The sequence below is a fragment of the Sorangium sp. So ce394 genome, assembly GCF_051474665.1.
GTDB classification, from domain to species: domain Bacteria; phylum Myxococcota_A; class Polyangia; order Polyangiales; family Polyangiaceae; genus Sorangium; species Sorangium cellulosum_D.
Genome location: NZ_CP150339.1, coordinates 1,083,872 through 1,096,611, shown reverse-complemented (window position 1 = coordinate 1,096,611; position 12,740 = coordinate 1,083,872). Strand labels below are relative to the sequence as shown.

Here is a 12,740-nt window from a genome sequence, read left to right as displayed (position 1 = left end):
GTCATCAGCCTGTCGCACGCTGGCCACGTGCGACGGAGGCGAAGGCAGCCGAGTACCGGGGGCGGCCGGACCGAGGTGAGACAACGGCGGCGTGCAGGTGCTTGATGCGAGACAGCAGCGGACGTGGAGCATCGGTCACCACCTCAGCTGCGCCGAGACACCCTGCGGGTTGAGCACGATGCTGGAGCTTGAGCTGCTGGGACCGGATGTGAGGATCAGAGCGCCACCAGCAGCCAGCAGTGCACCGCTGGTCGCCAAGGTGATCAGCGACGCAGTACCTAGCGCGTTCCCCTTGTCCTCGACCCTGAGCGCGATCGTGCCCAGGACCGTTCCCACGAAAGCGCCCGCGCCCCCGAAGCCCAGGGCAAGGGTGCCCAGTGCACGCCGGCGCGGATCGCTTCCATCCTCACTATCGCGGTCTGTAGCGCCCACACGCTTGATCGGAGGAGCGCCTGCCACCTGCTGTGCCTCGCTCTGTCCGGCGGTGCCATGGAGCTTAGCTTGTCGCGGCGTGCTTTGGCGCACTGTGCCCTGCTGCGCCGCGCGTTCGGGTGATGCACCTTGACGCGCGGTGCCCTGCGAATGTGCGCCCTGCTGCGCCGTGCTCGCTGAAGGGTTCACTGCTTGCGAGCTCTGAGACGGCACTCCTGGAGTGCCAGCGTTGGTGCCCGCCGATGCTCCGCCATCGCTGCTCCCGGAGCTTGGGGGAGCGGCAGCTTTCGGAGCTTCCACATCGATCGGCTGCGGGGCACCACCTTGCTGTACCGAGACGCTTTTGCGCCAGGGCAGCGTTCCTTGTGCAGTCGCCGCCACGACGTGCGCTCCCCGCACGACGGCGATCGGTGCTCCCCAGCGCGATGGATCCACGCGAGCACCGTCGAGTGTGATATCCAAGTTGGGTAACGAACGCACAGCAGCGGACACGTTCAGCATCACCTTCGGGACGCTCGGATCGAGGCGGTTCATGCAATCCCGCGCCTCCTGCATCCGAGCCGTGTTTGATTGCTGTGCTGCCAGGCGCTCCGTCTCATAGCACATCTGCCATGCATTCTCGAGATTGCCTAAACCCTCGTAGCATTCGGCGAGCTCCAGGCGCGCGCCGAGCGCGTTTGGCAGATGCTTCACCACCTGCTCCAGCTTCGGGCGGGCGTCCTGGAACTTCCCCGCGGCCATCGCTTTTCCAGCTTGTTGGTAGAGACCATTGATTTGTGGCGGGACGTTCGGGGCCGCTGATTGGGCGCGCGCGTGAACCGCGATGAGCAGCAAAGGCACAGCACACGCGGCCGTGGAAAGTAGAGCTGCGACGGTGGATCGCACGGGCGATTCTTTCCTCCTCCAGACGAGCCGGAGATGACGCGATGCGCCCAGGAGGCGCCTGCGCCGAGGCTACCACGATCACGCAGGCCGCGGGCGGGAGAGTGCGCCTCGTCACGTCAGGCTGGTGAGTGCTCCTCGACCCTGGCAACCCGGCTGCTGCCGGTCCGTCGGTTGCTTCCCTGAAGCCAGCGATCGGCCGCTCTGCTTCGAATGAGCACCACGATGCCGAGGCGCACGGCGCGCCAGAGTTCCGTCAGTGCAGAATTCCTCCGGCGGCGAAATTTCCGCGTGCCGTGCTATTGACTGAAACGCAAAGCACGCTTCACATGCATCACGAGGCGTTCTCCTGACCCACGTTCGTCGCAGTACGGTTACACGATCCCCGGGAGCACACACGACTGCAGAGGGCGATGCAGTCGACATCCATGCCGACACCCTCCGGTATCTCGTTCCGCGCGCGCTATGCTGGCCGAATGACCCCTTTCATCACGGTCCGCCCCGCGAAGCGCGCGGACATGCCCGAGGTGGCGCGCTTCGCGGCGCAGCTCGTCCGCCTCCACCACGCCCTGGATCCGCACCGCTTCCTGTGCCTGGAGCCGCTCGAGCCGGGCTACCAGCGATGGCTCACCAGCGAGCTCGAAAACCCCGGCGCCGCCATCGTCGTCGCCGAGCAAGGCGGCGCCGAGCCGGCGCTGGTCGGCTACGCCTACGGCCGCCGGGAGCCGCGCGACTGGAACAGCCTCCTCGACGCGTACGGCGCGCTCCACGACGTCTACGTCGCCGAGCCAGCGCGCCGGCTCGGCGCGGGCGCCCTCCTGCTCGAGGCCGTGATCGGGCGCCTCCGCGCCCTCGGCGCGCCGCGCGTCGTGCTCCACACCGCGACGCAGAACGCCGCCGCGCAGCGCCTGTTCGAGCGGTTCGGCTTCCGCCGCACGATGATCGAGATGACGCTCGAGCTCTGATCGCCGCCAGCGCGCCCCGGGCTCCGCCAGGACGACCGGATGCTGCTCTCGGCTCTTGCCGAAGAGCAACTTCGGCGTCAGCGGCCTTCCCCCGCGAGCTCCGCGGCGGTCTGCTCCCACACCATGGTGTCGCGCGGCTCGCCCGCCGGCGTCAGGGCGTTCGCCTCGAGCGTCGTCACGTGCCGATACCCGAGCCGCCGGGGCACGGCGGCGCTCGCGGTGTTCCGCGGATCGCAGCGGATCTCGACGCGGCTCCACCCGACCTCCTCGAGCGCGACCCGGGTCAGCCGCGCCACGGCCTCGGTCGCATAGCCGCGGCCCGTCGCGGCCTCGCGGAGCCAATAGCCGATCTCGATCGCGCCCGGACCGATCCGCGGGTGTAGCCCCGTACCCCCGAGCACCTCGCGCTCGTCGCGCGTGAAGATGCCGTAATGAAAGTCGCGTCCTGCCGTGAAGTCGTCCCGGAACTTCTCCAGCAGCGCGGTCGTCGCCTCCAGGGAGGCCGGCTCGTTCACGGCCCACGGCATCCAGGGACGCAGGTGCGCAAGGCTTGAGTCGATCGCTGCCCTGATCGACGGGGCATCCTCGGGACGCCACGCGCGCAGCGTCAGCCGCGCGGTCAGGATGCACGCCGGCGGGCGCTCACCGGCCATCGCCCCGCTCCGTACCCGCGCTCATCGCGCCCCCGACGCCGGTGGCTCCCCCCTGTCGAGCGCAGCAGGCCCCGCGAAGGACAGGTCCCCCACCGCAGATCGCTCCAGCAGGGAGGCGAGCCGTCATCATGCCACGGAGCTTACAACGAAGACCTCCCCCGCACAGCCCAGCACGTCCGCGCCTGCCTCCCCGCGGCGCCATTCCCGCCGCAAACCGTCCCCGGGCGCTTTCGACGGGCGCATCGACCCCCTGACGGGCGCATCGACCTCCTGACGGGCGCATCGAGCCCCTCGCGGCGCGGCTTGACACTTCCGTTATAGCGGACTAACTTCCGTCCCAGAAGAGTAAGGCGGAAAACAGCAACGCTCCCTCCGTTGCGCCGGTGAGGAGGTCCTGCGTCCATGCCCGCGCGTGGATGACCCGCTCGAGCAGAGGCGCCACCCGACGCGGTGGCGTCGACTGCGCCTCTCTCTGTGTCGCATCCGCGACCAGCAAGACACGAGGAGGAAGGATGAAGATCTGAACCTGCGCCCCCCGAGAGGCCCAGCGCCTCCCGGGCGTTTGACGTCATTCGCCCCTTCCCTCACGGCGATCCATCCCTGCGCCCGGCGCTCCGCGGAGCGCCGGACGAGCAAGCCGACCCCGAACCACCTCGAACGCGCGCCGACCAGGCGGGCCATGCATCCCTCTCGGCATCCCACGATGCCGCCAGCACAACCCCCGCCGCGCGCCGGCGCGATTGCTGCCGTAGCAGCACATCATCAGCATCGCCTTGCTCCTGTCGCAGCAAGTCCATGTCCACCATGACGGATTGCGATCCGTTCCTGCGACAGCGCTCTGGCACGTTACCTGCTCTTCCGCCGGCTCGTGAGATGACGCGCACGCAATCGACGATCGCCGCCGACGCCGGCACGCGCTCCGAGCGTGGAGCCGCGCGGCGCACCTGGAAGGAGGTCCGATGGGCCAGGATCCTGGTGCTCCTGTTCCTGCTCTTCGCATGGCAGGCCGTGACGTCGCTCGGCCTCGTGTCGCCGCGCGTGCTCGCGTCGCCGACCACGGTGGCGCAGACGGGGCTCGCGCTCCTCGCCAGCGGGGAGCTGCCGCGCCACCTCTGGGTGTCGCTCGGCCGGGTCAGCCGGGGGCTCGCCCTCGGCGTGAGCGCCGGCGTGACGCTCGCGCTCGTCGCGGGGCTGTTCCGGCTCGGCGAAGACCTGCTCGACGCTCCCATCCAGATGCTCAGGACCCTCCCCGTCCTGGCGCTCGTGCCGCTCTTCATCCTCTGGTTCGGTATCGGCGAGACACCCAAGATCGCGCTGGTCTCGCTGGGCACGTTCTTCCCCGTGTACCTGAACACGTACGCGGGCATCCGCAGCGTCGACAACAAGCTCGTCGAGACCGCAACCACGCTCGGGCTCGGCCGCATCGGGCTCGTCGCCCACGTGGTGCTCCCCGGCGCCCTCCCGAACGCCCTCGTCGGGCTGCGCCATTCGATGGGCGTCGCCTGGCTCGTGCTGGTCATCAGCGAGCAGATCAACGCCACGGCCGGCATCGGTTACCTCATGACGAACGCGCGAGAGTTCCTGCGGACCGACATCATCGTCCTCGGCCTCGCGATCTACGCCCTGCTCGGGCTCAGCACCGATCTTTTCGTCCGATGGCTCGAGCGCAACGTCCTCGCCTGGCGCGCGGCGTTCGCCGGCCGGTGAGGACGAGAATCCCATGGAGCGCAGCGTGGAGGCTTCTCGGATGAGCACGATCCCTGGTCCCGCCGTGCGCCTCCGCGACGTCCGGCGGGCGTTCGGAGCCCGCCCGGTGCTCGGCGGCGTCGACCTCACCGTCCGCGCCGGCGAGTTCGTCGCGCTGCTCGGCGCGAGCGGCTCCGGGAAGAGCACGCTGCTGCGGGTGCTCGCCGGGCTCGACGCGCACGCGAGCGGCGACGTCGCGGTCCCGGACCGGCGCGCGGTCGTCTTCCAGGAGCCGCGGCTCTTCCCGTGGAAGCGGGTCTGGCGGAACGTCGCGCTGGGGCTCCCCTGCCCGCCCGACGAGGCGAAGCGGCGCGCGCTCCTCGCGCTCGCCGAGGTGGGGCTCTCGGCCCACGCGGACGCCTGGCCGCTCACGCTCTCGGGCGGAGAGGCTCAGCGCGCGGCGCTGGCCCGCTCGCTCGTGCGCGCGCCGGAGCTCCTGCTCCTCGACGAGCCGTTCGGCGCGCTCGACGCGCTCACGCGGCTCCGCATGCACGGCCTCCTGGCCGAGCTCTGCGCCCGGCACCGGCCCGCCGTGCTGCTCGTCACGCACGACGTCGACGAGGCGCTCCTCCTGGCCGATCGCGCGCTCGTCCTCGCCAGGCCGTCGCCCGAGGCCGGCAGCGTGATCACCGCGGACCTCGCCCTCGATCTTCCGGCGCCGCGGCGGCGCAGCGGCCCCCGGTTCGCGGCGCTGCGCGGCGCGCTCCTCGGCCACCTCGGCGTCGAGGGCGACGAGCCGGACGACGCTCCCGTCCCCCGATCGGCCCCGCGCGCCCAGCGAGCGGCCTCGCCACCCCCTGCTCCCGCCGAAGCGCGGGCCCTACCGTCTGTCGTCTCCTGAAGGAAGGCCCATGTCCATCGCCGCTCTCCTCGACGCGCTCGCCCCGCTCCGCCACGCCGCGGCGGCGCTGCTCGCCCTGTCCGTCGCCGCGTGCTCGAAGGCGGGGGACGCGCCCGCTCCCCCCGCGGCGGGCGAGCCGGCCGCGGTCGACCTCGCGACGGTGACGCTCCGGATCGGCGAGCAGACGGGCATCGTGAAGAGCGGGCTGGAGGCCGCGGGCCAGCTCGAAGGGCTCCCCTACACGATCGAGTGGGCGACGTTCACCGCCGGCCCTCCGCTGCTCGAGGCCATCAACGCCGACGCGGTGGACATCGGCGCCGTCGGGGATACGCCGCCCATCTTCGCGCAGGCCGCCGGGGCCCCGATCCGGATCGTCGCGGTCACCCGCAATCGCCCCGAATACAAGGCGATCCTCGTCCCGAAGGGGTCGAGCGTCCGGGCCCTCCGCGAGCTCAAGGGCAAGAAGGTGGCGGTGGCCAAGGGCTCCTCGGCCCACTACCTGCTGCTGGCGGCGCTCCGCCGGGACGGCCTCGGCATCGCGGACATCGTGCCCGTGTACATGAACCCGAACGACGCCCAGCCGGCCTTCGCCAGCGGAGACGTCGACGCCTGGGCGGTCTGGGAGCCCTATGTGGCGAGCAACGTGCGACAAGGGGCGGTGAAGCTCCTCGACGGCGCCGGGCTCACCGACGCGCTCTCGTTCCAGGTGAGCAGCGACAAGGCCCTCGCCGATCCGGGCAAGGCCGCCGCGATCGCGGACTACCTGGCCCGCTCGCACAAGGCCCACGAGTGGTCGAACGGCCACAAGGACGTGTGGGCGCGCAAGTTCGCCGAGATCACCAAGCTGCCGCTCGAGGTGGCTCAGGACATGTTCGAGCACCACGAGCCGAGGTACGTCCCGCTCGACGACGAGATCGCGAGAGCGCAGCAAACGATGGCGGACGCCTTCTTCCAGGAGGGTCTCTTGCCGCAGAAGATCGAGGTCTCGCGGGTGTTCGACGGGCGATTCAACGACCGCGTCCCGCCCCGTTGAGGGCGCCCGCGGGCCCGGACGACAGGAGCGCTTTTCGCGTGGCAGACGCCACGAAGGAGAACAGGATGACGAAGCTGCGACTCTACAGCGCGAAGGCGTGCCCCTTCGCCCACCGCACCCGGCTCGTGCTCAAGGAGAAGGCGATCGACGCCGAGCTGATCGAGGTCGATCTGCAGAACAAGCCGCGGGCGTTCGTCGACGCCTCGCTCTACGGAAAGGTCCCGGCGATCGAGCACGAGGGCCACCGCATCTGGGAATCGGCGATCATCAACGAGTACCTCGACGAGGCGTTCCCCGATCCGCCGCTCCTGCCGAGGGAGCCGGGCAGGCGCGCCCTGGCGAGGATCTGGATCGATTATGCGAACACGCGCCTCGTGCCGGCGTTCGCCCAGCTGCTCCGGGCCGAGACGCCGGACCAGGAGGCCGAGGGGCGCAAGGCGCTCGGCGACGTGCTCGCGTTCATCGAGCGGGAGGCGCTTTCGAGGTCGTCGGGCCCCGGGCCCTACTGGCTCGGCGCCGACGTCAGCCTCGTCGATCTCGCGTTCTATCCGTGGTTCGAGCGGCTGCCCGCGGTGGATCGGCTCCGCGGGTTCTCCATCCCGGCAGAGCTCACGCGGCTCCGGGCGTGGATCGACGCCGTGGCGGCCCGCGACGCGGTCCGCGCCGCCGCGAGCCCGGTCGATTTCTACGTGGAGCGCTACGCGAAGTTCGTGAAGCCGGCGAAGGCGACGGCCGCCTGAGCGGCGCCGGGAGACAGGAGACATCATGTTGAAGCTCTGGGGTCACAAGAATTCTTCGAACGTGCAGAAGGTCCTCTGGGCGCTCGACGAGCTGAGGCTCGATTTCGAGCGCATCGACGCCGGCGGGCCGTTCGGCCGCGTGAAGGACGCCGACTACCTCACCCTCAACCCCAACGGGCTGGTGCCGACGCTCGAGGACGGGCCGCTGGTGCTCTGGGAGTCGCACGCGATCGTGCGTTACCTGTTCTCGCGGTACGGCTCGCCGCCCCTCCAGCCGAGCGATCTCGCGGACAGGGCGCGCGCCGACGCGTGGACGGACTGGCAGTTCGGGACCCTGTGGCCCCCGGTGCGGACGCTCCTCGTGCAGCTCCTGCGCACGCCGGAGGAGCGCCGCGATCAGGGCGCGATCGACGGCGCGCGCAAGGCGGCGCTCGCCGCCCTCGGGATCCTCGATCGGCAGCTGTCGAAGCAACCGTGGGTCGCCGGAGAGTACTTCACGTTCGCCGACATCCCCCTCGGGGTGGCGGCGCAGCGGTGGTACAACCTGCCGACCGAGCGGCCCGCGCTCCAGCACGTCGACGCGTGGTACGGCCGCATCAAGCGCCGGCCGGGCTTCGAGCGCTGGGTGGATCTCCCGCTCACGTGAGGCGCGCGCCGCCCGTCTGGATCACGGCGTGATCTTGTAGATGTGGTACGTATGCTCCGCCGCGAACGAGTCCGTGAACGCGCCGCCGTTGACGGCGATGGTGCGGTTCTCGTACAGCACCTGGACGGTGGAGCCCGTGAGGCCGGGCGGCAGCGTCAGCGCGTAGCTCCCGGTCGGCTTCGCGCGCCCGAGCATCGCGAAGATGTAATAGGAGCCGCCGTGCTCCTTGAGCATCGTGTCGAGGCTCGCGTTGAAAGCGTACGCGTACGACTGCGTGTTGAGCACGGGCGCGAGCTCCTTGATGCGCAGGTTGGTCTCCTTGACCTTGGCGCGCTGCGTGGCGTAGCAGGGCTCGCGCAGCGCGTGCTGGGTCTCGCACGGGCCCCCGAAGCTGTGGTTGAAGTAGATGATCCCGCGGGCCTCGTGGATCAGGGACGACATCACCGCGCCGGCGATCTGCTCCGGCGTGATGCTCGGCGCCCAGTCCTCCGTGAAGGGGTGGCCGACCTCGATGAACGCCCAGATCGGCTGGCGCTGGCCGTCCATCCCGTCAAGGTGTCGCATCCTGTCCATGGTCACCCCGTAGTTCGCGGCGAGCCGGCACGTGGACGACGGGAGGCCGAGGAACGTCTGCATCTCGCCGCAGATGTTGGGATCGGTGTACCAGTAAAGGTCATTGGAAACGACATGCGTATACGCGTTGACGAACTGCTGCGCCTCGCTGTCGCTCTCCCAGAGCATCACGCCCTTGCCGTAGTTCGCGTAACGCACGCGCCCGTCCGACGGCGTGTCGTTCACCAGCGTCTGCATGACGGTGTAACCGCACGACGCGCTCGAGGGGCTGCAGATGGCGCCCTCACCAGGATAGTTGCCCGTCCACGCGGCGGAGCCCGGCCCGGCCCACATGTCCGCCTCGTCCGTCAGCATGTGGCCGATCGTCTCGCTGCTCTTGCCGCTGACCCCCGCGATGGCAAACATACCGTTCTGCTTGATCAGCGGCATGTTGCTCCCGCTGGTCAGCTCGACATAGGTGTTGATCCCGGCGTCCTTGTCGAGATCGATGTCGCCCTGGCCGTAGACGCCCTCGAACCAGACGCCGATCGGGAAGAACACCGGGTTGTCCCAGGCCGCGGCGTCGGTGTGCGAATACGCGCTGTAGTAGGAGGGCCCGCCCTCCCACGCCACGCGCGGCAGGTTCAGGCTCCCGCCCCCGCTCGAGGGGTTGTCGACCGTCACGGCGCGCGAAGCGCTCGTGGTGTTGCCTGACGTGTCCGTGGCGCGCACGGTCAGCGTGTGGCTCCCGTTGGTCAGCGGCAGGGTGTTCAGCGCGTACGTCCAGCTGCTCGTGCCGGTGACCGTGGTGAAGCTCCCGGCGTCCACCTGGAGCTCGACCTTCGAGAGCCCCGCGTCGTCGGAGGCGGTGCCCGTGACCTGCGCCGTGCCGGTGAGCGCGGCGTTCGCGGCCGGGGAGGAGATGGCGACGGCCGGCGGCGTCGCGTCGCCCGTGGACCGGAAGAGCACGTCGACCCAGTAGTTCGAGCCTCGCCACGTGCTCGTCGGGAACCCGGAGGCGCCGTACTTGTAGACCCCGTTGCCGCCGGACTCGCCGTCCCTGAAGGCGTAGAGCGGGCCGTTCGCGCGGCCGGCGCTGGAGAAGTAGCCGTTGCTCGCCGAGTACCGCCCGTTCGGCGCGTGATAGCTCACGACGTAGGTCTGGTTCGCCTGGATCGGGACGGGCGCGGAGAAATAGGCCACCTGCCAGCCGCTCGCGCTCTCGTTCCTGAACGTGACGGACGAGAGCTCCTGCCCCGCTGCGCTCCAGAGGCGCCCGGTGTGCGTCCCGGTGTTGCTGCTGCTCTTGTAGAAGCGAACGCCGGTGACCTGACCGGCGACGCTCGATCGGAACTTCACGCCGAGCTCGACGGCCTGGGTGTCGGTGTCCGCCAGGATCGCCGGCACGTCCGCGCCCGACCACAGGCTGACCTCCGGGCCGAGCACCTGCGCGGCGGCCGTGGTGTCGGCTGAATCGAGCGTGGTCTCGGCGAGGTCATCCCCGGGGACGCAGCCGCCGGACATCGAGAGCACCGCCATCATCGAGGCTGCCAGTGCGGTGGTCAGCCTCGTTCGCGAGAACAGATCGATACGTCGAGCCATGATAAGCCCCTTTCGGTGTGGTTGCGAGGTCTCGCCCTGGCAGGCAGAGCTCCGCCTGGAGCGCAGCGCCGGAGCTGTGCCGTTACTTCACGAGCTCGGGGCCGACCTCGAGGTCAGGGCCCCCAGAGCTTCTGGTAGAGGGCCGAAGCCTCGGGCGCTTCGACCGGATCGTGCAGAGACGTGCAGAACTCGCCCGCGTTCGGGTCGTTGTAGTACGTCTCGTACGCCATCACGTCGGCGTTGGCCGCGAACGTGTCGTGCATCTTCTGAATGAAGAATGGATTGTCGCCGCCGGCGTCGCCGAAGCCGTTGCACGTGACGACCGCCCACTGGCCCACGCCCACGCGCTTGCCGCGAGCGCGCGCGAACTCGATGACCGCGCACAGCCCGTCAGGGCCGTCGCACTGCCGGATCCATGCGGCCTCGTCGGGAGACGAGGGCGTCATGTCGAAGGTGTCGATGCCGATGACGTCGACGTACGCGTCGCCCGGGTACGCCTCGGAGGCGTCGCCGCTCGCGGGGTTCCGCGTGCCGTGCGCGCCCCTCGACCAGTCGAAGAGCGCCTCGGGGGCCGCCTCGCGGACGGCCGTGACCACGTGCCGATAGCAGGACACCCACGCGGCCGGGTCGCTCGCGCTCCACTCGACGTCGTTGCCGTTGAACTGCCAGCCCAGGCGGATGATCGAGCCAGCGCGATCATGAGCGACGAGCGTCGTTCCAAAAACGCGCCAGTGCTCGTCGTACTCGCCTCGCGCACACGCCGCGAGGCTCCCGCCGGTGCCGACTGGCCAGAAGGGGAGCGCGATGACGAGCTCGCCCGTGAAGCCCGCGAGCCCCTCGAGGACGCCGTCCGGCTGGGTGATGCCCGGCCAGCTCGTGTAATCGGTGAGCGCGAGCGCGACGTCCGCGGGGCGACCTCGGTACGATGCCCACGAGGCGATCCGATCGAGGTCTTGCGCGTTGGTGCCCGAGGGCCAGGGCAAGCCGGAGAGCGCGCCTCCCGGCTGCGCGCCACCCAGGCCCGCGCCATCGCTGCCGAGCGACGAGTACCCTCCCGCTTGACACCCGCGGCCGAGCAAGAGCGACGCCGCTGCCCCGAACAGGGGGCGATGGTCGGCGGGCCGCGCGGAAGCTCGCCGCCGGCTCATTCGCGCCTCCCCTTGGCTCGCGCCGGGCCCGGCGGGGCATCCGCCGCGCACGCGCGCCGGATCCGTTCGCCGAGCGGGGAGCGCGGGTGCTGGCGCAGGAAGCGCTCGGACGCGGTCCGCGCCTCGGCCGTGCGGCCGAGCCGGCACAGGGTGAGGATGTGCGCCGCCGCCCGCTCCTGGCCGAGGACGCCCTCGGTAGGGTTCACGCGGCGCGCCTCGAGCATCTTGAGGGCCTCCTCGCCCTTGCCCGCTCCCAGCGCGGCGCGCACGTCGCGCAGGAGCTTCGCGTCCTCCTGGAAGCTGCTGTCCAGCGCTCCGGAGGCCGGGCTCGCGCTCCTCGACGGCGCGGCCGCCCTCGGCGAGGGCGCCGGCCGCTCCGCGCGCTCCTCCGCGGGCCCGGGCGCGACGGGCGTTTCACGCGTCGCGCTCTCGGCCTCGGCGAGCGAGCCCTTCGTCCGCGCGACGATCGCGGCGCTCGTGGTCGCGACAGCGCTCCTGGACAGGCGCGCCTCCAGCGTGTCGCGCTGCGCGGAGCCGCGCGTGACGAGGTGCGCTGTCGCGGCGACGGCCGCGATGGTCACCCCCATCGCGAGCTTGCCGCCGAGCGTCCCTAGCCCGAAGCTCACGCCCGCCTTCACCGCGGGCGCGGCCGCGGTCGCAGGGATCGCGGGCGCGGCCGTCCCTGCGCTGGCCGAGGCCGCGGCGGCGTCCGCCGTCGCGGCGGCCTTGGCCGGGGCCAGCGAAGCGGCGCCCGCGACCCCCACGGCGATGCCCAGCCGCTCGAGGAGCTGCGCGCGGTATCGCGCGTGCTCTTCCGGGGTGAGGCCCTCCTCGCGACGGGCCGACGCGATCAACGAACGCGCCTCGCGGCTCAACTCGCTCATCGGGGGCTCCCCATGTTCTGCTGCGCCCGGCGGCGCGAGAGGGCACGCTCGAAGGCCTGGCGCGCGGCGCGCAGGCGCGAATAGACCGTGTTCACGTTCAGCGAGAGCGTGTCGGCGATCTCCGGCACGCTCATCTGCTCGAGCTCGGCGAGCACGAAGACCTCGCGCTTGTCGTCGTCGAGCGTCTCGAGCAGGGAGTAGAAGAGGCGGATCTCCTCGGCTTGCGCCGCGCGCTCGAACGGCCCGTCGCAGCGCGCGGCGGCGAGGCTGTCCGGATCGACGCCCGCCGCGAGGGCCTCGCGCTCCGGCCTCCTGCGGACGAGCGTGCGCCGGTAGTTCCGGGCGATGCGGAGCGCGATCACGAAGAGCCACTGCTTGACGTACGCATCCGCGTGAAACTCACCGAGCCGCCGGTGGACGACGACGAAGACCTCTTGCAGCGCGTCGGGGAGGTTCGCCTCGACGACGCCGAGGCGGCGCAGCGACCGGTACACGTAGTCGGCGTAAGCGTCGTAGAGCGCCTCGACCGTGAGCTCGCCCGCGGCCCTCTCGCTCACCGGCGGCGGGCTCGATGGGGCGCGAGACACGGGCGTCTCCGCGGCTTGACCGGCAGCGA

At 70.8% G+C, this 12,740-nt stretch carries 12 protein-coding genes; 6 read left to right on the top strand and 6 right to left on the bottom strand.

The features are described 5' to 3' along the window. Window positions 1-135: 135 nt before the first annotated feature. Window positions 136-1,317: a tetratricopeptide repeat protein gene (locus WMF33_RS04130; RefSeq protein WP_437335910.1), complete on the bottom strand. Its 1,182-nt coding sequence runs from the start codon at window positions 1,315-1,317 to the stop codon at window positions 136-138. 473 nt (window positions 1,318-1,790) lie between these two features. Between WMF33_RS04130 and WMF33_RS04125 the strand changes: the two genes are divergently transcribed. Beyond that, window positions 1,791-2,279, top strand: coding sequence for an N-acetyltransferase family protein (locus WMF33_RS04125; RefSeq protein ID WP_437335909.1), 489 nt, complete (start codon window positions 1,791-1,793; stop codon window positions 2,277-2,279). Window positions 2,280-2,356: 77 nt separating this feature from the next. Here WMF33_RS04125 and WMF33_RS04120 read toward each other — a convergent pair whose 3' ends face one another. Continuing rightward, on the bottom strand, window positions 2,357-2,932 hold the full coding sequence (locus WMF33_RS04120; protein WP_437335908.1) for a GNAT family N-acetyltransferase: 576 nt from the start codon (window positions 2,930-2,932) through the stop codon (window positions 2,357-2,359). 873 nt (window positions 2,933-3,805) lie between these two features. On the opposite strand from WMF33_RS04120, the gene WMF33_RS04115 reads away from it, so the two are divergent. The 5 genes from WMF33_RS04115 to WMF33_RS04095 all read left to right on the top strand — a co-directional run bounded on the left by WMF33_RS04115 (window position 3,806) and on the right by WMF33_RS04095 (window position 7,938). Then, window positions 3,806-4,639: an ABC transporter permease gene (locus WMF33_RS04115; protein WP_437335907.1), complete on the top strand. Its 834-nt coding sequence runs from the start codon at window positions 3,806-3,808 to the stop codon at window positions 4,637-4,639. A 40-nt stretch (window positions 4,640-4,679) separates the two neighbouring features. Further along, complete coding sequence (locus tag WMF33_RS04110) at window positions 4,680-5,519, top strand: ABC transporter ATP-binding protein (protein WP_437335906.1); 840 nt, start codon at window positions 4,680-4,682, stop codon at window positions 5,517-5,519. Between the two features lie 10 nt (window positions 5,520-5,529). After that, window positions 5,530-6,552 carry an ABC transporter substrate-binding protein gene (locus WMF33_RS04105; protein WP_437335905.1) on the top strand — a complete coding sequence of 341 codons (1,023 nt, stop codon included), beginning with the start codon at window positions 5,530-5,532 and terminating at the stop codon, window positions 6,550-6,552. Between the two features lie 65 nt (window positions 6,553-6,617). Next, entirely contained in the window at window positions 6,618-7,292 is a 675-nt protein-coding gene (locus WMF33_RS04100; protein WP_437335904.1) for a glutathione S-transferase family protein, read from the top strand. Window positions 7,293-7,317: 25 nt separating this feature from the next. Continuing rightward, complete coding sequence (locus WMF33_RS04095) at window positions 7,318-7,938, top strand: glutathione S-transferase family protein (protein ID WP_437335903.1); 621 nt, start codon at window positions 7,318-7,320, stop codon at window positions 7,936-7,938. Between the two features lie 21 nt (window positions 7,939-7,959). On the opposite strand, the gene WMF33_RS04090 is transcribed toward WMF33_RS04095, so the two are convergent. From WMF33_RS04090 to WMF33_RS04075, 4 genes are all read right to left on the bottom strand, one after another. Next, complete coding sequence (locus WMF33_RS04090; protein WP_437335902.1) at window positions 7,960-10,092, bottom strand: DUF4082 domain-containing protein; 2,133 nt, start codon at window positions 10,090-10,092, stop codon at window positions 7,960-7,962. 113 nt (window positions 10,093-10,205) lie between these two features. Next, window positions 10,206-11,240 carry a glycoside hydrolase family 26 protein gene (locus WMF33_RS04085; RefSeq protein WP_437335901.1) on the bottom strand — a complete coding sequence of 345 codons (1,035 nt, stop codon included), beginning with the start codon at window positions 11,238-11,240 and terminating at the stop codon, window positions 10,206-10,208. Beyond that, window positions 11,237-12,124: a hypothetical protein gene (locus WMF33_RS04080; protein ID WP_437335900.1), complete on the bottom strand. Its 888-nt coding sequence runs from the start codon at window positions 12,122-12,124 to the stop codon at window positions 11,237-11,239. Before WMF33_RS04080 ends, WMF33_RS04085 begins: the two co-directional genes overlap by 4 nt. Further along, entirely contained in the window at window positions 12,121-12,711 is a 591-nt protein-coding gene (locus tag WMF33_RS04075; protein WP_437335899.1) for an RNA polymerase sigma factor, read from the bottom strand. Before WMF33_RS04075 ends, WMF33_RS04080 begins: the two co-directional genes overlap by 4 nt. Between the last annotated feature and the right edge of the window lie 29 nt (window positions 12,712-12,740).

What these genes read in the sequence shown, in the direction of transcription:
- WMF33_RS04095 (WP_437335903.1), top strand. Translation starts at nt 7,318, where the DNA reads ATGTTGAAGCTCTGGGGTCACAAGAATTCTTCGAACGTGCAGAAGGTC.
- WMF33_RS04085 (WP_437335901.1), bottom strand. Translation starts at nt 11,240, where the DNA reads ATGAGCCGGCGGCGAGCTTCCGCGCGGCCCGCCGACCATCGCCCCCTG.
- WMF33_RS04120 (WP_437335908.1), bottom strand. Translation starts at nt 2,932, where the DNA reads ATGGCCGGTGAGCGCCCGCCGGCGTGCATCCTGACCGCGCGGCTGACG.
- WMF33_RS04105 (WP_437335905.1), top strand. Translation starts at nt 5,530, where the DNA reads ATGTCCATCGCCGCTCTCCTCGACGCGCTCGCCCCGCTCCGCCACGCC.
- WMF33_RS04100 (WP_437335904.1), top strand. Translation starts at nt 6,618, where the DNA reads ATGACGAAGCTGCGACTCTACAGCGCGAAGGCGTGCCCCTTCGCCCAC.
- WMF33_RS04125 (WP_437335909.1), top strand. Translation starts at nt 1,791, where the DNA reads ATGACCCCTTTCATCACGGTCCGCCCCGCGAAGCGCGCGGACATGCCC.
- WMF33_RS04080 (WP_437335900.1), bottom strand. Translation starts at nt 12,124, where the DNA reads ATGAGCGAGTTGAGCCGCGAGGCGCGTTCGTTGATCGCGTCGGCCCGT.
- WMF33_RS04090 (WP_437335902.1), bottom strand. Translation starts at nt 10,092, where the DNA reads ATGGCTCGACGTATCGATCTGTTCTCGCGAACGAGGCTGACCACCGCA.
- WMF33_RS04115 (WP_437335907.1), top strand. Translation starts at nt 3,806, where the DNA reads ATGACGCGCACGCAATCGACGATCGCCGCCGACGCCGGCACGCGCTCC.
- WMF33_RS04110 (WP_437335906.1), top strand. Translation starts at nt 4,680, where the DNA reads ATGAGCACGATCCCTGGTCCCGCCGTGCGCCTCCGCGACGTCCGGCGG.